The organism is Vreelandella azerica (assembly GCF_013112225.1).
GTDB classification, from domain to species: domain Bacteria; phylum Pseudomonadota; class Gammaproteobacteria; order Pseudomonadales; family Halomonadaceae; genus Vreelandella; species Vreelandella azerica.
Genome location: NZ_JABFHI010000004.1, coordinates 378140 through 394423 on the forward strand (window position 1 = coordinate 378140; position 16284 = coordinate 394423).

The window sequence follows — 16284 nt, forward strand, 5'->3', positions numbered from 1 at the left end:
TGAATGGCAAACCTTTAGAGTATTCACTCAAGGTGATATAGGCAGGATGGCAATAATATGCTCTTCCAGCTTTTTCTCGGGGACATCGTCCTGGGAAACCGCAAAATGACGAACGCTGACGCCTTTACGGTGAACGCGTTCGGCATCATTACTCAGCAAAGGATGCCAACCGGCCAGCTTGCGCCCTTCGGCAACCCGCCGATAGGCACAGCTATGTGGCAGCCAGGTAAACTCTTTCACCCGTTCAGGCGTTAGTTGAGTGCAGTCCGGCACGCTATCAAAGCGGTTTTCATAATCGCTACACTGGCAACTGTGGGTATCCAGCAGGCGGCAGGCCACATTCAGCACCGCCACTTCCTGAGTGTCATCATCATGGAGCTTCAGCAGGCAACACTGCCCGCAACCGTCGCACAGCGCTTCCCACTCTGGCTGGGTGAGCGCTTCCAGCGGATAGCGCTCCCAGAAGCGTTCACGTAGTTGTTCAGACACTCAGGCCCTCCTTTTTTCGGCTGCGTATGGCTCAATAACGTGCTTCTGTGGGTGCCCGGTAAAGATCCAGCAAGTAATCATCTTTGGCTGGCGGCATCTGGAAGTAGAAGCCCTTATCGCGGATAGCGGCCAACACATCGGCGCTATTGGCGCGCGCCAGTGGTTTATCCGGTGTCAGCATCAAGGTCATGATCGATATCGGCTTGCCAAAACGCTCCAACAAGACCTCCGGAACGTCGGCCAGCCCGTTGCGTTTATCGACGTAAAGATACATTTCTTCCTTACGCGGGCTTCTGAAAACTTCACAGATCAGGCGTTTGGCATTGAGATAGTTGTTTGAACTGTCACTGGAACGGGCATGGGAACTGCGGGCGTTATCACTCATTGGTTCGTTTCCTGTAGCGCTTCCTGGATAGGTGCATTGAGATATTCACCGCGCCAGCCCTGGGGCAGTGTCAAAGGCTCGCCAGCCATTGACTGCATTACCAGGCGTTCAATATCGCGGCGGCGCATCAGCATCTCTGGTGCCACGCCCAGTACGTCTGCCTGGGCAACCACCGCTTTCTTAAGTGCCTTGAAGAGCGGTTTGAAGGGGGTCTGGCCGGGTCTGGCCAGGCGAGAGGTAACGCCTCAGGCGCCGTTTCGTAGGCCTGCTTGACCAACGCCAGCAGGGCATCCCCTTCCTTCTTGACCAGCACAGGTTTGACGCCTTCTACCGCCGCCAGCTCATAGCGATTTTTAGGCATGGCATCGGCAATCGCAAACAGCAGCTTATCGCCTACCAGCCAGTTGCGGGGCAGATTACGTCGACGGGTTTCAGCTTCACGCCAGAGAGTCATCAGGCGATAGGCTTCAATCTGGCGCGGCGTCAACCGCCACAGCAAGCGCTGGCGGGTAAACCACTGACCTGCGTTCTCAGTGTGCGCCTGATCGACGACCGCCTGGCATTCCTGTTCAACCCACCCCAGCCGGCCGAGTGATTCTAACTGGGCCTTCTGCTGGGCCCAGACCTTGAGCAGATAAATCACATCCAGGGCCGCATAATCACACTGCGCTGGGCTTAGCGGGCGCTCAAGCCAGTTCGAGCGGGTTTCTTCCTTGGGCAACACTTCCTGGGTCCAGTGCTCTACCAGCTTCTGATAGCCCATTCCCGGGTTGTCGCCCAGAAATCCCTGAGCCACCTGGGTATCAATCAGTGGCGTTGGCAAAACTCCGGCCCAGCGCTGGAACACATCCAGGTCTTCACTGCTGGCATGCAACAGTTTAACCGCTGGCCCTATCAGCAAGGCCTGAAACGCTGGCGTGCATTCAACCGCCAGCGGGTCGACCAGATAGGCGGTGTCATCACAGGCGAATTGCACCAGGGCGGGCACCGGGTAAAAGAGTTCTCGCGGAAGAACTCCGTATCCAGCGCAATCACGCTGGCATGAGCGACATCAGCGCAGGCATCATCCAACGCCTGGGGTGTATCAATCCAGCGGTAAGACGGTGAGGCAATAGACAAAGGCTTGATTCCCAGTTAATAAATAACGTGCAGTAGGGTACGGCTTGACAGCGTCTAGTCGCTGCTGAAAGGCAGGCGACCGTTGAAAGCGCGGCTCAGGGTGCCACCATCGACGTACTCAAGCTCCCCCATCGGCACGCCATAGGCGAGGCGTGAGAAGCGTACGCCATAGTCACCCAGCTGCGATGCAATGTAGTGGGCGGTCGCCTCGCCTTCCACGGTAGGGTTGGTGGCCAGCACCACCTCGGCCACCTCGCCTTGAGCCACCCGCTGTTCAAGCAGATCCAGCCCAATCGTTTCAGGGCCAATGCCATCAATGGGAGACAGGTGCCCATGCAGGACAAAATATCGTCCACTGAACCCGCCAGCTTCTTCAATTGCCAGCTGATCTGCGGGGGATTCAACCACACACAAGAGGGTGTCATCGCGGCGCGGGCTTTCGCACAGCGCGCATAGCGGCGCTTCCGTGAGGGTTCTGCAGCGCTGACAATAGCCAACTTCATCAATCGCTTGGGCAATTGAAGCTGCCAGGCGCTTGCCTCCTTCACGCTCCCGCTCCAGTAGATGCAGCGCCATGCGCTGGGCCGTTTTAGGCCCAACGCCGGGCAGCACCCGAAACGCTTCCATCAGTTGTTCAATAAGGGGTGAAAAGCGCATGGACTAGAACGGCATCTTGAAACCAGGCGGCAGGTTAAGCCCGGCAGTGGCTTCTTCCATCATAGCCTTGGAACTGGCTTCTACCTTACGCACGGCGTCGTTGACGGCGGCGGCCAGAAGATCCTCAAGCAGCTCTTTATCTTCTTCCAGCACGCTGGGGTCAACGTCTACATTGATCACGTCGTGGCGACCGTTCATGGTGACTTTCACCATGCCTGCACCGGCTTCGCCATGCACTTCCGCCTTGGCGACTTCTTCCTGAGCCTGCTGCATCTTTTCCTGCATTTCCTGGGCCTGCTTCATCAGGTTACCCATTCCGCCTTTCATCATGGTATTTCTCCCGTTTAACGAACCAGCCAACGTTGCTGGTAAAAAGATTGTTAGGGTCTGTTAACCTAGCTAATTATCGGCTAGCCGACGCCGGTTTGACACTGGATTCTAATAGTGTGGCACCAAAAGCCTGCTGGAGTTTCTGTATGTTGGGGTCGCGGTTCAGGGTATCAATGGCCTCTGCATGGCGCTGCTGGGCAATCCGCTGGTCTCGCTGCTGGGGTGTTTCCAGTGCGGGATCAAGGGCCTGCACTTCAAACACCACCTGGCGCTCAACGCCTTGGGCTTGCAGCGCTTTAGCAATGCGCTGCTGATGGATCTCCGCGCGCATCGCCGCCTGGCTGGGTGCCAACAACAGCACCAGGGTATGACCGTCATCATGACCGCACTGACAGTGCGCTGCCAGATTGCGCGTCAGTCCGCCCAGGCCTAAAGAGTCGAAAAGCGCCAGCCAGCGACTGTGATCCAGATAAGAAGAATCTTCAGAGCCAGCTTGCTCAGAAGCGCTCTGTTCAGCAGTTTCCGTACCAGCAGTTCCAGTTTCAGCAGCTTCGTCAGGCTCAGCAGATGCCCGTTCAGCAAGGTCCGACTCAACAATGTCAGTCTTAGCAACGCCCGCCTCAATGATGGGCTGCGCGAGATTTGGCTCTGAGGGAGCGCCTGACTCAGCGGCTTCTTCTGCTTTTTCGCCAGCATCCCAGGGTGGAGCCGATTCAACAGCCACACGCTCCGCAGGCGCTGGCTCACTGGACGCCGATTCAACGGGCATTGGCTCAACAGGCGCTGGCTCAACAGCGGCCTGCTCACTGGCCGGTTGCCCCTCAACCTGCGGCGTTGGCCGGTCAGCCGTTGCCGATGTAACAGGTTCAGCGGAGGGGTGCCCGTATCCTCATGAGGTTCAGAATGAGGTTCAGGTTTGAGCGGCAAAGGCGTCTGCGGCGGTCTGGGAACCCCTGAGGGCGAAACGCCAGCATACGCAGCAGCGTCATTTCCAGTGCGCTGCGCAGATCCGGCGCGTGGGCCATATCGCCTCGGCCCTGAATCCCAATCTGATAGTAAAGTTGCACGTCTTCAGCGGTAAAGCGCGCGGCCAGAGCCAGTATAAGGTCACGGTCGCCATGGCTATTGTCCACCGCATCCGGCACCATCTGGGCAACAGCCAGACGATGCAGAATCGCGCTGATATCATCCAGTACGGCTGCGAAGTCCGGCCCCTGCTCTGCCAGAATCGTCACCTCGCCCAGCAGCTTGGCCACATCGACTTCCGCCAGCGCCTCCACCAGCGCCAGCACATGGCGATGGTCCAGAGTGCCCAGCATGGCCGCCACATCCGCATAGCGCACCTCGCCCTGGCCAAAGGCAATGGCCTGATCGGTCAGGCTCATGGCATCGCGCATGGAGCCTTCCGCCGCCTTCCCCAATAACCACAGAGCACGCTCTTCAAAGCTTACCTGCTCGGCACTCAGCACATGTTGGAGGTGCTCAACCACCCGCTCAGGCGGCATATGCTTGAGCGTAAACTGCAAACAGCGGGACAGCACCGTGGCGGGCAATTTATGTGGATCGGTCGTGGCCAGCAGGAACTTGACGTGAGGCGGCGGCTCTTCCAGCGTTTTCAACAGAGCATTGAAACTGCTGGTGGATAGCATGTGTACCTCATCAATCAGGTACACCTTATAGCGCCCCTGAGTGGGAGCGTACTGGACGTTATCAAGGAGTTCGCGGGTGTCTTCAACCTTGGTGCGAGAGGCTGCGTCAACTTCAATGAGGTCAACAAAGCGCCCTTCATCAATGGCGCGGCAGCTATCACATTCGCCGCAAGGGTTCGAGGTGACGCCTTCATCGCCTCGCCCACCGGCCGTGCAGTTAAGGCACTTGGCCAGAATTCTTGCCAGGGTGGTCTTACCCACGCCTCGCGTGCCAGTAAACAGGTAGGCGTGATGGAGTCGCCCTTGATCAAGCGCATTGACCAGTGCGCGCTGCACATGGGCCTGACCGACTAACTCATGGAATGTACGTGGCCGCCATTTACGGGCCAGAACCTGATAGCTCATGGAGCAGGATTTCCTTTGGCGGGCTGAGGTGCCTTGATGAAACGGCTAATGCGCCATTCTAGCGGCTGAGCCTCAGCCCGCCAACCGCAGAAACTGCGGCTATACAAAGCTGAATCAGGCGTTGTCGCTGCTTTCGGCGCTGTTAGCGCGCTCTGCAGCGGCTTTTACCAGCTTCTCAAGCTCGCCGCTTTCGTGCATTTCGATCACAATATCGCAACCGCCTACCAGTTCGCCTTCTACCCAAAGCTGCGGGAAGGTTGGCCAGTTAGCGAACTTGGGCAGTTCAGTGCGAATATCCGGATTGTCCAGCACGTTGACAAACGCAAAACGCTCACCGCAGTTCATCAGCGCCTGTACCGTCTGCGCAGAAAAACCACACTGGGGCAGCTGCGGCGTGCCTTTCATGTAAATCAGGATCGGGTTTTCGCCGATTTGCTGTTGAATGTTTTCCAGCGTTGAACTCATAGGACCTCCTGAGGAATAAAAAAATAAACGTCGTTATGTTGACCACGCACTGACGCCTGCCAATAGGCTAGCTAAAATTGATAATGCCACACACCTGCAATACCTGACTATAGCACTAGGCTTTAGGCATATCGGCTATTCTACGCTGAGCATTGCCATTGCGCATCCCCTAAGGCCTCGCTAGGATAAAGGTTTTACGCGGAGAGCGACCATGGCGACACGCCATTTCCTGACCTTACTGGATCTGACACCTGATGAGTTGAGCTACCTGATTCAGCGTGCCATTACGATCAAAAGCAACCTGAAAACCCAGGGACCAAGCTACACTCCGCTGCCTAACCGCACCATGGCGATGATTTTCGAAAAATCATCCACGCGCACCCGGGTATCCTTTGAGACAGCCATGGCCCACTTTGGTGGTCACGCCCTGTTTCTGTCTCCCCGAGACACCCAGCTGGGCCGCGGCGAACCCATCGAAGACACCGCGCGCGTGCTGTCCGAAATGGTCGATGCCGTCATGGTGCGTACGTTCTCGCACTCAGGGCTTGAAACCTTTGCATCCGCAAGCTCTGTGCCGGTGATCAATGCGCTGACGGATGATTACCACCCCTGCCAGCTGTTGGCCGACGTCATGACCTGGACAGAATTGCGCGGTAGCGTGAAAGGCCGCACCGCTGTGTGGATTGGTGACGGCAACAACATGTGCCACTCATGGATCAATGCCGCCCGGCAGTTTGGTTTTAATCTGCGTATCTGCTGCCCGAAAGGCTATGAGCCGCGTGAAGATATCATGGCCGCTGCCGGTAGCCGGGTCGAGGTTCTACATGACCCGCAGGCAGCGGTTCAGGACGTTGACCTGGTGACCACCGATGTCTGGGCCTCCATGGGCCAGGAAGAGGAACAGGCCAAACGCGAAGCTGACTTTGCAGGCTTTCAGGTGACTGAAGCGATGCTCGATCAGGCTGCCAGGGATGTTGTTTTCCTGCACTGTTTGCCGGCTCATCGCGGCGAGGAAATCAGCACCACTCTGCTGGATGACTCGCGTGCCGCTGTCTGGCAGGAAGCCGGTAACCGTCTGCATGCCCAAAAAGCACTGATTGAATTCTTGCTGCTTGGCAAGGTGGCCTGACAGCCATCTGCCGACTATCAGTGACTACTACGTTCAAGTCAGTAGCCACAAAAAAACCGCTCAGGAGAATATCCTAGAGCGGTTTTTTAAAATCTGGTGGAGCCTAGCGGGATCGAACCGCTGACCTCAACACTGCCAGTGTTGCGCTCTCCCAGCTGAGCTAAGGCCCCAAATACTAGTCATTTACAGAAAACACTCTGCTTTAGAGTGCGCTGATAGTACTCACACCGCTGCTGCGCGTCAAGTCGTTAAGACGTCGCCTTAACGCTAATGCGAAGTGAATAATAACTGTGGCAATATACGCCTGACAGTGTCGTTAGCGAGCTAAAAAACAGGAGCTTCCCCTTGATCAATGTGTTGGTTGCCGATGATCACCATCTGGTAAGAAGCAGCATTGCACTTCTGCTTGAGAACGAGGGTGATATCCATGTAGTAGGTGAAGCCAACGACGGCGAAAGCGCTGTCTCCCAGTGCCGCCAGCTCAGGCCGGATATCGTGTTGATGGATATCCGAATGCCCGGCATTGGTGGTCTTGAGGCAACGCGGAGAATTCAGCGCGGCCTGTCTGATATCCGTGTCCTGATCCTGACCGCTCACCTGGATGACAACATCGCCAAAAAGATGTATGAAGCTGGTGCGGCTGGGTTCCTGAGCAAGGGCGCTGACCCCAGCGAAATGACCAACGCCATTCGCCAAGTATTTCATGGCAGCCACTATATCAGTCAGGAAATTGCCCAGCGCTTGGCACTTTCCAATATCTCTGATCAGGAAAACCCGTTTGCAGATCTCTCCCATCGCGAGCTGCAGATTGCCATCATGATCGTCAACTGCCAGCGGGTGCAGGAGATATCCGACCGCCTGCACCTCAGCCCGAAGACCGTCAACACCTATCGCTACCGCCTGTTTGAAAAGCTCAAGGTTGCAAGCGACGTAGAACTCACTCATCTGGCGCTGCGCCACGGCCTGGTTGAAGGCTACGAGGCGTCCACTGGCTGAAGCATCAACACCCACACATTTCAGCGCGCCGTCAGGATTTAACGCCATTCTATGAGTTTTAATGCGAAACAGTTTCTGGCCTCTGTCAGTACCGCCCCTGGTGTCTATCGTATGCTCGATGAACAGGGCAACACCCTGTATATCGGCAAGGCCAAACGGCTGCATGCGCGTCTTTCCAGTTATTTTCGTGGCCAGCTGAATGCCAAGACCCAGGCCATGGTCAGCCGCATTGCGGATATCCAGATCACGGTCACCCGTACCGAAACGGAAGCCCTGCTGCTTGAACAGACGCTGATCAAGGAGCTGCGCCCGCCCTATAACATCCTGCTGCGCGATGACAAATCCTATCCGTTCATTTTTGTCAGCGACCGCCATGCCTACCCGGCACTCGAATATAAGCGTGTTCGCCAGCGGCGTAACGACGGACGCTATCTGGGCCCCTACCCCAGCAGCGGCGCAGTGCGCGAAAGCCTGGCGCTGATGCAGAAGATTTTTCGTATCCGCAACTGCGAGGACAGTGTCTTTGCCCATCGTTCACGCCCCTGCCTGCAATACCAGATTGAACGCTGCAGCGCACCTTGCGTTGGTTATATCTCCGCAGAGGAATATCGGCGTGATGTTGAGCATGCGGTGATGTGCCTGGAAGGCAAAAGCGAGAACGTCACCCAGGCACTGACAGATTCGATGGAAGCAGCCAGCCAGGCGCTCAACTTTGAAGAAGCGGCCCGCTTCAGGGACCAGATCCAGCAGCTGCGCCAACTTCAGCAGCGCCAGTTTGTGGATAATGAACAGGGCAACGCCGATGTCTTTGCACTCGCCCAGCGCCCGGGCGGGCTTGCGGTATCCATCATCAGCGTGCGCGATGGCCGCATGCTGGGTGCCCGCCATCATAACCCGACCAACGACCTGGATCTTGACCCGGCGACTCTGCTAACCAACGTCGTCAGCCAGTTTTACCTTGGCCAACCGCATGACTTGCCAGCTGAAATCATCACCAGCCTGCCGCTGGAAGACAGCCAGCTACTGGCCGAGGCATTTTCTCAGCAAGCCGGCAAGCGTGTTCGCGTGACGCATCAAGTGCGCGGGCAGCGCGCCCAATGGCAGCAACTGGCAATCACCAATGCAGAGCAGCAGCTGGCCTCTCGTCTTGCCAGCCACCAACAGATGGAAGCGCGCTTCAAGGCGCTCCAGGAGGCGCTTAGGCTTAGCGAGATGCCTCAACGCATGGAATGCTTTGATATCAGCCACAGCCATGGCGAAGCCACCGTGGCCTCCTGCGTGGTGTTTGATCAGAACGGGCCACGCAAGGGCGACTATCGCCATTTCAGGATTGAAGGCGTCGCAGCGGGCGATGACTATGCCGCCATGCAGCAGGCACTGACCCGGCGCTTGAAAAGAGTCAAAAGCGGTGAGGCCATTGCCCCGGATGTGCTGATTGTGGATGGCGGCAAAGGCCAATTAAACATGGCCCGCGCCGTATTGGATGAAATGCAGCTCAACGCCATCACCCTGCTGGGGGTTGCCAAGGGCACGACCCGCAAGGCCGGTCTGGAAAGCCTGTTTCTTGATTCGCCAGAACATCCTCTACCGCTAGACAGCACCTCACCGGCTTTGCACCTGATCCAGCATATCCGCGATGAGTCCCACCGCTTTGCAATCGCCGGGCACCGAGCACAGCGCGACAAGGCCCGGCGCACCTCCACCCTTCAGGAAATCGCTGGCATTGGGCCCAAGCGGCGGCGTGAGCTGCTGCGCTTTTTGGCGGCTTGCAAGGCGTACAGAAAGCCAGCAAGGCCGAACTCGCCCGCGTGCCAGGCATTAGCGCGGCATTGGCAGAGACAATTTATCAATCTTTACACGGATAAAAGCTCCTCGGCATGGATGCCATTGCCTAAGGGGGATAGAATAAACAAAATCAATTTACCGCTTTTACTTGGCAAGGATCGCAGCCCGCGATGAATATACCTAATATCCTGACGCTCATCAGAATAGCCTTTATTCCTTTATTGGTGGTGCTATTCTATCTTCCTTATGCATGGAGCATGCCCACCGCTGCCGTGCTGTTTGGATTAGCCTCAATCACAGATTGGCTCGATGGCTATCTGGCACGCCGCTGGGATCAATCGACTCCCTTTGGCGCCTTTCTTGACCCGGTGGCTGACAAACTGATGGTGGCCATTGCCCTGGCCCTGTTGATCGAACGCTTTGATTCCTGGCTGCTAACCTTGCCTGCGCTGGTTATTATCGCGTGAAATCGTGATTTCAGCGCTGCGCGAGTGGATGGCGGAGATGGGGAACCGGGGCATGGTGGCCGTTTCATGGATTGGCAAGATAAAAACCACTTTGCAGATGGTGTCAATTTTTATCCTGATTGCCTTCCCGCCCGGTCATGCCATTGCCTCAGTGGGTATTATTACCCTGTTTGTGGCAGCCGGGTTGACGCTATGGTCGATGATCCAGTATCTGCAGGCTGCCTGGCCGCATCTGACCCGCTCGATGTGAGCTTTTATCGCTCGGCGTAAAAATTTATGCGTTGACAAACCCTTAACAGCGCGTATAATTCGCATCCGAGTCAAGCGGGAATAGCTCAGTGGTAGAGCATCGCCTTGCCAAGGCGAGGGTCGGGAGTTCGAATCTCCTTTCCCGCTCCAACTCAGAAAAAGAGTATGTAGTTGGTAATGAGAGGGTCGTGAGCTGGAACGCCAGTCCGATCAAATCTCCTTTCCCGCTCCAACTCAGAAAAAGTCTCTCAACAGACTTAAAGGCTGGATGGCAGAGTGGTTATGCAGCGGACTGCAACTCCGTGTACGCCGGTTCGATTCCGACTCCAGCCTCCATATCCCTTGCGGCGATTATCACTATTTCGGTGTTTGACTCCCGCCCAGCCCGGATGGCGAAATTGGTAGACGCAAGAGACTTAAAATCTCTCGGAGGCAACTCCGTGCCGGTTCAAGTCCGGCTCCGGGCACCATAAGTACTTTCCCTCCTCACAATAATCTCGGCACTAACTCTTCAATTTTTTAATCACCCCTCCCTATATTTGAATTCTTTGATGACTGAAACCAACCTCTTGGCCGATTTTTGACGTCTGTGCATCGTCAAACCATCCCTTGCGCGCTATTATGTTTTCTTTGTTTTAAGACGATCTATGCAGACCGATTCAGCAGCGTTTGCAGGAATACCTTAAAAATCATCTGGCGCAACAGGAGCGGCTAATGAGCGTGTCTCATAGCGACGTTTTGATTATCGGTGGCGGTGTCGCCGGCCTTACCCTCGCCTTGACGCTGGCCAGTCGTTACGAGGTAACCTTGATTCGCCCAGCCCAAGATGATCAGGGCGCCAGCCGTTGGGCACAAGGCGGCATTGCTGCAGTACTCTCCCCCGCTGACAACCTGGATGCCCACATTCAGGATACCCTGATAGCAGGCGATGGCCTGTGCGATGAAGACGCCGTGCGTTTTACCGTGGAAAATGGCCCTGCGGCCATACAATGGCTGATTGACAGCGGCGTTCCTTTTACCCCGGATACCTCACCTGATGCTCCGTTCCCTTATCATCTGACGCGGGAAGGTGGCCATAATGCGCGGCGTATCATCCATGCCGATGACGCCACCGGCAAGGCGGTGGTGGAAACTCTCCACCATAACGCCCAGCAGCACCCCAGTATTACCCAGCGCGACAACCTGACCGTGGTTGACCTGTTCGCCAACCAGACTGGGGAATGCAACGGCGCTCTGGCCGTCGATAGCGATGGCCAGAGCCACACCCTGTATGCCCATTACACCGTGCTGGCAACCGGCGGCGCGAGCGGTCTGTTTCAGCACACCACTACCCCCTCACCCAATAGCGGCGAAGGCATGATGATGGCAGCCAATCTGGGCGCCTCCCTGATGAATCTTGAATTCCAACAGTTTCATCCGACCTGCTTATACGACCCAGATGGCCCGGCATTCCTGATCAGTGAAGCGGTCAGAGGCGAAGGTGGAAAACTGCTCAACCAGCAGGGTGAACGCTTTATGCCGAGCATTGATGCCCGCGCCGAACTGGCACCACGCGACGTGGTCGCCAGAGCCATCGACGCACAGATTCAGGCAGGCACCTTGGGCCATGTATGGCTGGATATCAGCCATCTGGGCGAAGAGGCCCTACGCCACCACTTCCCGACCATTCTGGCGCACTGCGCATCACGGGGTATCGATATCACCCAGGCGCCAATTCCTGTAGTTCCGGCCGCCCATTACAGTTGCGGCGGAGTTGCTACCGACCTGAACGGCGCCACTGAGGTCAGTCATCTTTATGCGATTGGGGAAGTTGCCTACACCGGCTTGCACGGTGCCAACCGAATGGCCAGCAACTCACTATTGGAGTGCCTGGTATTTGCCCGCAGTTGCGCCCAGAACTTACTGGCGCGCCCCACCGCCCCACCTGCTCAATCGCTGGGCACAGCACCATTGATGCCCAGCACCACCACAACACCAGACCCAGCTGCCTTGCATGCACTGCGTCAATCAATGCGCGCCAGTATGAGCCAGCATCTGGCAATAGTCCGTCATCAGGAAGGAATGGCAGCGCTTGCCCAGCAGCTTATCGACCTGACGCATCAGCTGCACACCCTCGACCCTGATATGACCCACCCGGATAGTCGGCGGTTGCTGCATAGCCTTAAGCTGGCGCGTATGAGTGTATTGGCTGCCCAACAGCGCCATGAGTCACGCGGGCTACACTACTCACCTGACTGGCCCGAAAAACTGCCCGGCGCACGCCCTTCACGGCTGCGACTTGCCGATTTACCCAGCTTGGCAAGCTGATTTCTGAACGGAACGTTTGAGTGCTATTCTGAGAGAGAGGGCATCCTGCGAGAAAAGCCATAGCGAGCCATAGCGAGCCATAGATAGTGTGCAGCTAGCGGCTGAATAGAAGAGTGGAGATTCAGGAGCGATATAGCAGCAGATACCGGCGCAGTTCACGCTGCGCCTGTGGCGAGGCACTATCAGGCCACAACCAGAGGCTTCTTCCACCCACCTTAAGGCATATCAGGTAAGGCCCAAGGTAGCGGCATGTCAGTACATGAGGGTGACTCAATTCCCCGTTACTCTGCAGCCAACGCCCCTTTAAGACGTTGGCAGCTGGCTCAACCCACAGGGTTTTCGTTTGCCTTTGTTGCTGATGGGCGCTAAATGGCCAAGCACGGCTGAAAAATACGCTTAACAGTATCAACCCTACCAGCCACAACAGTAGCAATAGGCCCCAGCCTGCCAACTGCCAGGCGAGCAGGCTCAGCCCAGCGACATACAGACAGCCATGACAACCGACCTGCCATCTAGAGGGTACGATAGACAGCGTTATCGACGGTTTCAGCATGTTCCACGATCATCTGGACGATTCGGCGCAGGTGCGGAGTTTCGGGCCATTCGCGACGCATCAACCAGCCAAAAAGATCCTGATCCTCTTCTGTGATCAGCTGCTGGAACGCCTCTTGGTCGTCGCTGGCCAGCGTATCGTAACGCTGCTCAAGGAAAGGAATCAGTAGCAGATCCAATTCCCACATCCCCCGACGAGAGTGCCAGTATAGCCGCTTGCGTAGAACCGCCTGTGCAGAAGTGTCGTCGCTCAACGTCAGCCTCACTGAATCAATGAAATGAAGCCTCAGTATACCTGAGCAAACAGGGCAAGGCAGCCATGCCACTTGCCTACCCAGCAAAGAAACAGTTATTTTTGCTAGAAGGTTGTTTTACCTCAATTGTTTTATGCACTATTGCACAGTATGCTGAACTGCCTGTGACTACTTTAATAACGGTACCCATAACGGCACCTGAGACGATGCCGCCAAGGCACTTAAGGCCTAACGAGTTCGCATGGAGCCTACTGATGACTAAATCAGAACTGATTGAACAGATTGCAATGCGACAGCCCGAGCTGTCTGCCAAAGACGTTGAGACCGCCGTTCGGCTGATCCTTGATGATATTACCGACACCCTGGCAGAAGGAGGACGGGTGGAAATTCGCGGTTTCGGCAGTTTTTCACTTCATTATCGCGAACCACGCACCGGGCGAAACCCTAAGACAGGTGATCCGGTGAAGCTGGAAGGTAAATACGTTCCTCACTTCAAACCTGGCAAGGAACTCCGCGAGCAGGTAGATGCCAGCCGCACACTTGGCTACTGAATCACAAAAAATACCACCAAACGCGGTCTCTGCGACCTTATGCGGGATGACGTGAGTCAAAGAGTCATACACAATAGCGTTATTGCATTCGTCATAAATCAGGAAACCTAAACATGCGTTGGATTAAAGGGCTGATTCTAGCCGTCATCTTACTAGTAGTGCTTTTGGTTGGCATTCTATTTGCTGTTAACAACCAGCAGACAATTGGCCTCAACCTGATCTGGTTGGAGCTGCCACCCATATCGCTCTCCGTCTGGCTGCTGGCCACTCTGACTGCTGGCGTCATTCTGGGTATGGTCGCCATGCTGGGTGTCTATGCGCGCCTTAAGGCACATCTGGCACGCGCTCAGCGTCGCAACAAGCAGCAACAGAAAGAACTTGATCGCCTGCGTACCCAGGAGCTAAAGGAACTGGCTTAAATGCTCGATGTCCTGCTGCTGATTGTATTAATGGCAGCGATTGCCATCGGTTACGGCCTGGGGTACCGGCAAGCCAGCAGGCGTGCGTCTTTCAACGCCAGGTCATCGTATCAGACACCCAGGCGGGAATACTTTGTTGGGCTTAATTATCTGCTTAACGAGCAGCCCGATGAAGCTATTCACACCTTTATCCAGGCACTTGAAGTCAACAGTGAAAACGTTGATACCCATATTGCCCTGGGTAAGTTGTTCCGAACTCGGGGAGAGGCCGATAAAGCGGCGCGCATCCATCAGAACCTGCTTGCCCGTCCCGCTTTAAGTCCGCAGCAAAATGAACAAGTACAACTTGAGCTGGCCCGTGACTTTATTGCCCTCGGCGTTCACGACCGCGCCCAACGGTTGCTCCGCGGCATCATTGAAACCCCTCAACAGGATGCCCAGCGCATCAGTGCCAAGCACCTGCTGGTTGACCTTCTTGAGCGCGAGAAGGCTTGGCAAGAGGCGTTGGACATCCTTTTACCGGTGCTCAAACAGCAACCCCGAATGGCGCGCCCTGCTGCCCACTGGCTATGTGAAATTGCTCAACAGGAGATCCAGCAGTCCAGCCGCTCACTAGCCAAACGCCACCTGAAAAAGGCTCTACAGCTAGACTCTGCCTGTGCGCGGGCCTACCTGCTACTGGCAGAGCTGGAGATAGACAATGGCCATCATTACCCTGCTATCGCTCATCTGAGGGCGCTCGCACAACACGCCCCAGCGCATATCCCCAGCATGTTGCCGACCCTTGAGCGTGCCTACTGGCTTGGCAATGACATAGACGACTACAGGCAACATCTATCGTCACTGGTTGAGCAAGCGCCCCTTACCAGTGTGATCATTCGGTTAAGCGAACAGATACGTCAGCAGGACGGTGTCGAAGAGGCGATCAGGATCACCGGAAACTTACTCGCCAGGGCTCCAAGCCTGGGTGGCCTGGATCACCTGATTGATCTTTACATCGAAAGCCAGCAGTTAGAAGGCCGCACACAGCCGGATGAGCGCTTACTACTGCTCAAACACCATACCCGCGCCTTGCTCAACAACCGCACCCGCCACCGCTGCGGTCACTGCGGTTTCAGCTGTGATACCTTGGAATGGCAATGCCCTAGCTGCCGCCGCTGGGGCACCATCGAACCCGTTACCGGCGTAGAAGGCGAATAACCGACAGCCTGGCTTTCTACCCAGTAGACATTCAGGATAATTCCGCCACAATCGCTGCCAGTGCTGCCATGGGGTCTTCAGCTTGGGTAACCGGCCTGCCCACCACCAAGTGCGTGCTGCCTGCCTGCATGGCTGCAGCAGGCGTCATGATACGCTGCTGATCATCCACTGTGGCAAAAGCTGGACGGATACCCGGTGTCACTTTCAGAAAATCATCGCCACAAGATTGCCGGATAGCCGCCGATTCCTGCGCCGAACAGACAACCCCATGCAAACCACTCTGTCTAGCCAGGCGCGCCAAATGCTCCACCTGCTCACCCGGTGACGCTGATACGCCCGTTTCATGCAGTTCCTCAGCGCTCAGGCTAGTCAGCACAGTGACCGCAATCAAATGCGTGCTCAGGCGGTGCGACTGCAAACGCTCAACGGCGGCCTCCATCATCCGGCGTCCACCGCTGGCATGTACATTGACCATCCACACACCCTGCTCGGCCGCCGCCTGAACGGCGCCTGCCAAGGTGTTGGGAATATCGTGAAATTTCAGATCCAGAAATACCTCAAAGCCTCGGCCATGCAAGGCTTCCAACACAGCGGGCCCGCTGCGGGTAAACAGCTCTTTGCCTACCTTGACACGGCACTGAGCCGGGTCGAGCTGATCAGCCATGCACAGGGCCGCATCCAGTGAGGGATAATCCAAGGCAATAATAAGAGGAGAGTTGACTGCCACAGAAGTACTCCATTTACCCGTCAATAAAAGCCAGGAGTATATCAGTCTGATGGTCAGCGTAATCCCTGCATGACAAAAAATTGCGAGATCTCTTACAAGCAAACAAGCCGATGTCTTACAGCAATTATGACAGCTTTAACTAATTTAGA

The 16284-nt window shown here is 55.9% G+C and carries 13 protein-coding genes, 4 tRNA genes and 4 pseudogenes; 11 read left to right on the forward strand and 10 right to left on the reverse strand.

Translation table 11 applies throughout. The annotated features are described in order from the left end of the window. Positions 1-27: 27 nt before the first annotated feature. The 7 genes and pseudogenes from HLB35_RS11835 to grxD form a co-directional block, all read right to left on the reverse strand. The gene (locus HLB35_RS11835; RefSeq protein WP_171702724.1) at positions 28-489 is read right to left on the reverse strand and encodes a YcgN family cysteine cluster protein; all 462 of its coding nucleotides are present in this window, start codon (positions 487-489) and stop codon (positions 28-30) included. A 31-nt stretch (positions 490-520) separates the two neighbouring features. Next, entirely contained in the window at positions 521-874 is a 354-nt protein-coding gene (locus HLB35_RS11840) for a YcgL domain-containing protein (RefSeq protein ID WP_171702725.1), read from the reverse strand. Further along, positions 871-1993, reverse strand: a pseudogene (rnd, locus tag HLB35_RS11845) (ribonuclease D). The gene HLB35_RS11840 and the pseudogene rnd overlap by 4 nt, the downstream one beginning before the upstream one ends. Positions 1994-2047: 54 nt before the next feature. Beyond that, a complete protein-coding gene (gene recR / locus HLB35_RS11850) occupies positions 2048-2650 on the reverse strand; it encodes a recombination mediator RecR (RefSeq protein WP_171702726.1) in 603 nt (200 codons plus the stop codon). Between the two features lie 3 nt (positions 2651-2653). Next, positions 2654-2980: a YbaB/EbfC family nucleoid-associated protein gene (locus HLB35_RS11855; RefSeq protein WP_171702727.1), complete on the reverse strand. Its 327-nt coding sequence runs from the start codon at positions 2978-2980 to the stop codon at positions 2654-2656. A 73-nt stretch (positions 2981-3053) separates the two neighbouring features. Then, a pseudogene (gene dnaX, locus HLB35_RS18950) lies at positions 3054-5034 on the reverse strand (DNA polymerase III subunit gamma/tau). Between the two features lie 114 nt (positions 5035-5148). Beyond that, positions 5149-5499, reverse strand: coding sequence for a Grx4 family monothiol glutaredoxin (gene grxD / locus HLB35_RS11865; protein ID WP_171702728.1), 351 nt, complete (start codon positions 5497-5499; stop codon positions 5149-5151). A 211-nt stretch (positions 5500-5710) separates the two neighbouring features. Here grxD and argF point away from each other — a divergent pair, with 211 nt between their 5' ends. Further along, positions 5711-6628, forward strand: a complete 918-nt coding sequence (argF, locus tag HLB35_RS11870) for an ornithine carbamoyltransferase (protein ID WP_171702729.1) — start codon at positions 5711-5713, stop codon at positions 6626-6628. A gap of 94 nt (positions 6629-6722) precedes the next feature. Here argF and HLB35_RS11875 read toward each other — a convergent pair. After that, positions 6723-6798, reverse strand: a tRNA-Ala gene (locus HLB35_RS11875). Between the two features lie 175 nt (positions 6799-6973). On the opposite strand from HLB35_RS11875, the gene uvrY reads away from it, so the two are divergent. From uvrY to nadB, 7 genes and pseudogenes are all read left to right on the forward strand, one after another. After that, a complete protein-coding gene (gene uvrY / locus HLB35_RS11880) occupies positions 6974-7624 on the forward strand; it encodes a UvrY/SirA/GacA family response regulator transcription factor (RefSeq protein ID WP_171702730.1) in 651 nt (216 codons plus the stop codon). 51 nt (positions 7625-7675) lie between these two features. Further along, positions 7676-9489: pseudogene (gene uvrC, locus HLB35_RS11885) on the forward strand (excinuclease ABC subunit UvrC). A gap of 90 nt (positions 9490-9579) precedes the next feature. After that, positions 9580-10126, forward strand: a pseudogene (gene pgsA / locus HLB35_RS11890) (CDP-diacylglycerol--glycerol-3-phosphate 3-phosphatidyltransferase). A 74-nt stretch (positions 10127-10200) separates the two neighbouring features. Then, positions 10201-10275, forward strand: a tRNA-Gly gene (locus HLB35_RS11895). 112 nt (positions 10276-10387) lie between these two features. Beyond that, positions 10388-10461: transfer RNA gene (locus tag HLB35_RS11900), tRNA-Cys, on the forward strand. 47 nt (positions 10462-10508) lie between these two features. After that, a tRNA-Leu gene (locus HLB35_RS11905) sits at positions 10509-10595 on the forward strand. 244 nt (positions 10596-10839) lie between these two features. Beyond that, positions 10840-12432: an L-aspartate oxidase gene (nadB, locus tag HLB35_RS11910; RefSeq protein WP_171702731.1), complete on the forward strand. Its 1593-nt coding sequence runs from the start codon at positions 10840-10842 to the stop codon at positions 12430-12432. 512 nt (positions 12433-12944) lie between these two features. Here the strand turns inward: nadB and HLB35_RS11915 are convergent. After that, positions 12945-13238 carry an FAD assembly factor SdhE gene (locus tag HLB35_RS11915; protein ID WP_171702732.1) on the reverse strand — a complete coding sequence of 98 codons (294 nt, stop codon included), beginning with the start codon at positions 13236-13238 and terminating at the stop codon, positions 12945-12947. A 254-nt stretch (positions 13239-13492) separates the two neighbouring features. On the opposite strand from HLB35_RS11915, the gene HLB35_RS11920 reads away from it, so the two are divergent. The 3 genes from HLB35_RS11920 to lapB all read left to right on the forward strand — a co-directional run bounded on the left by HLB35_RS11920 (position 13493) and on the right by lapB (position 15408). Further along, a complete protein-coding gene (locus HLB35_RS11920) occupies positions 13493-13789 on the forward strand; it encodes an integration host factor subunit beta (RefSeq protein ID WP_171702733.1) in 297 nt (98 codons plus the stop codon). 113 nt (positions 13790-13902) lie between these two features. Continuing rightward, positions 13903-14208 (forward strand): lipopolysaccharide assembly protein LapA domain-containing protein, encoded by a 306-nt coding sequence (locus HLB35_RS11925; protein ID WP_171702734.1) that lies wholly within the window; start codon positions 13903-13905, stop codon positions 14206-14208. After that, positions 14209-15408, forward strand: coding sequence for a lipopolysaccharide assembly protein LapB (lapB, locus tag HLB35_RS11930; protein WP_171702735.1), 1200 nt, complete (start codon positions 14209-14211; stop codon positions 15406-15408). A gap of 31 nt (positions 15409-15439) precedes the next feature. On the opposite strand, the gene pyrF is transcribed toward lapB, so the two are convergent. Next, positions 15440-16135 (reverse strand): orotidine-5'-phosphate decarboxylase, encoded by a 696-nt coding sequence (gene pyrF, locus HLB35_RS11935; RefSeq protein ID WP_171702736.1) that lies wholly within the window; start codon positions 16133-16135, stop codon positions 15440-15442. Positions 16136-16284: the final 149 nt, after the last annotated feature.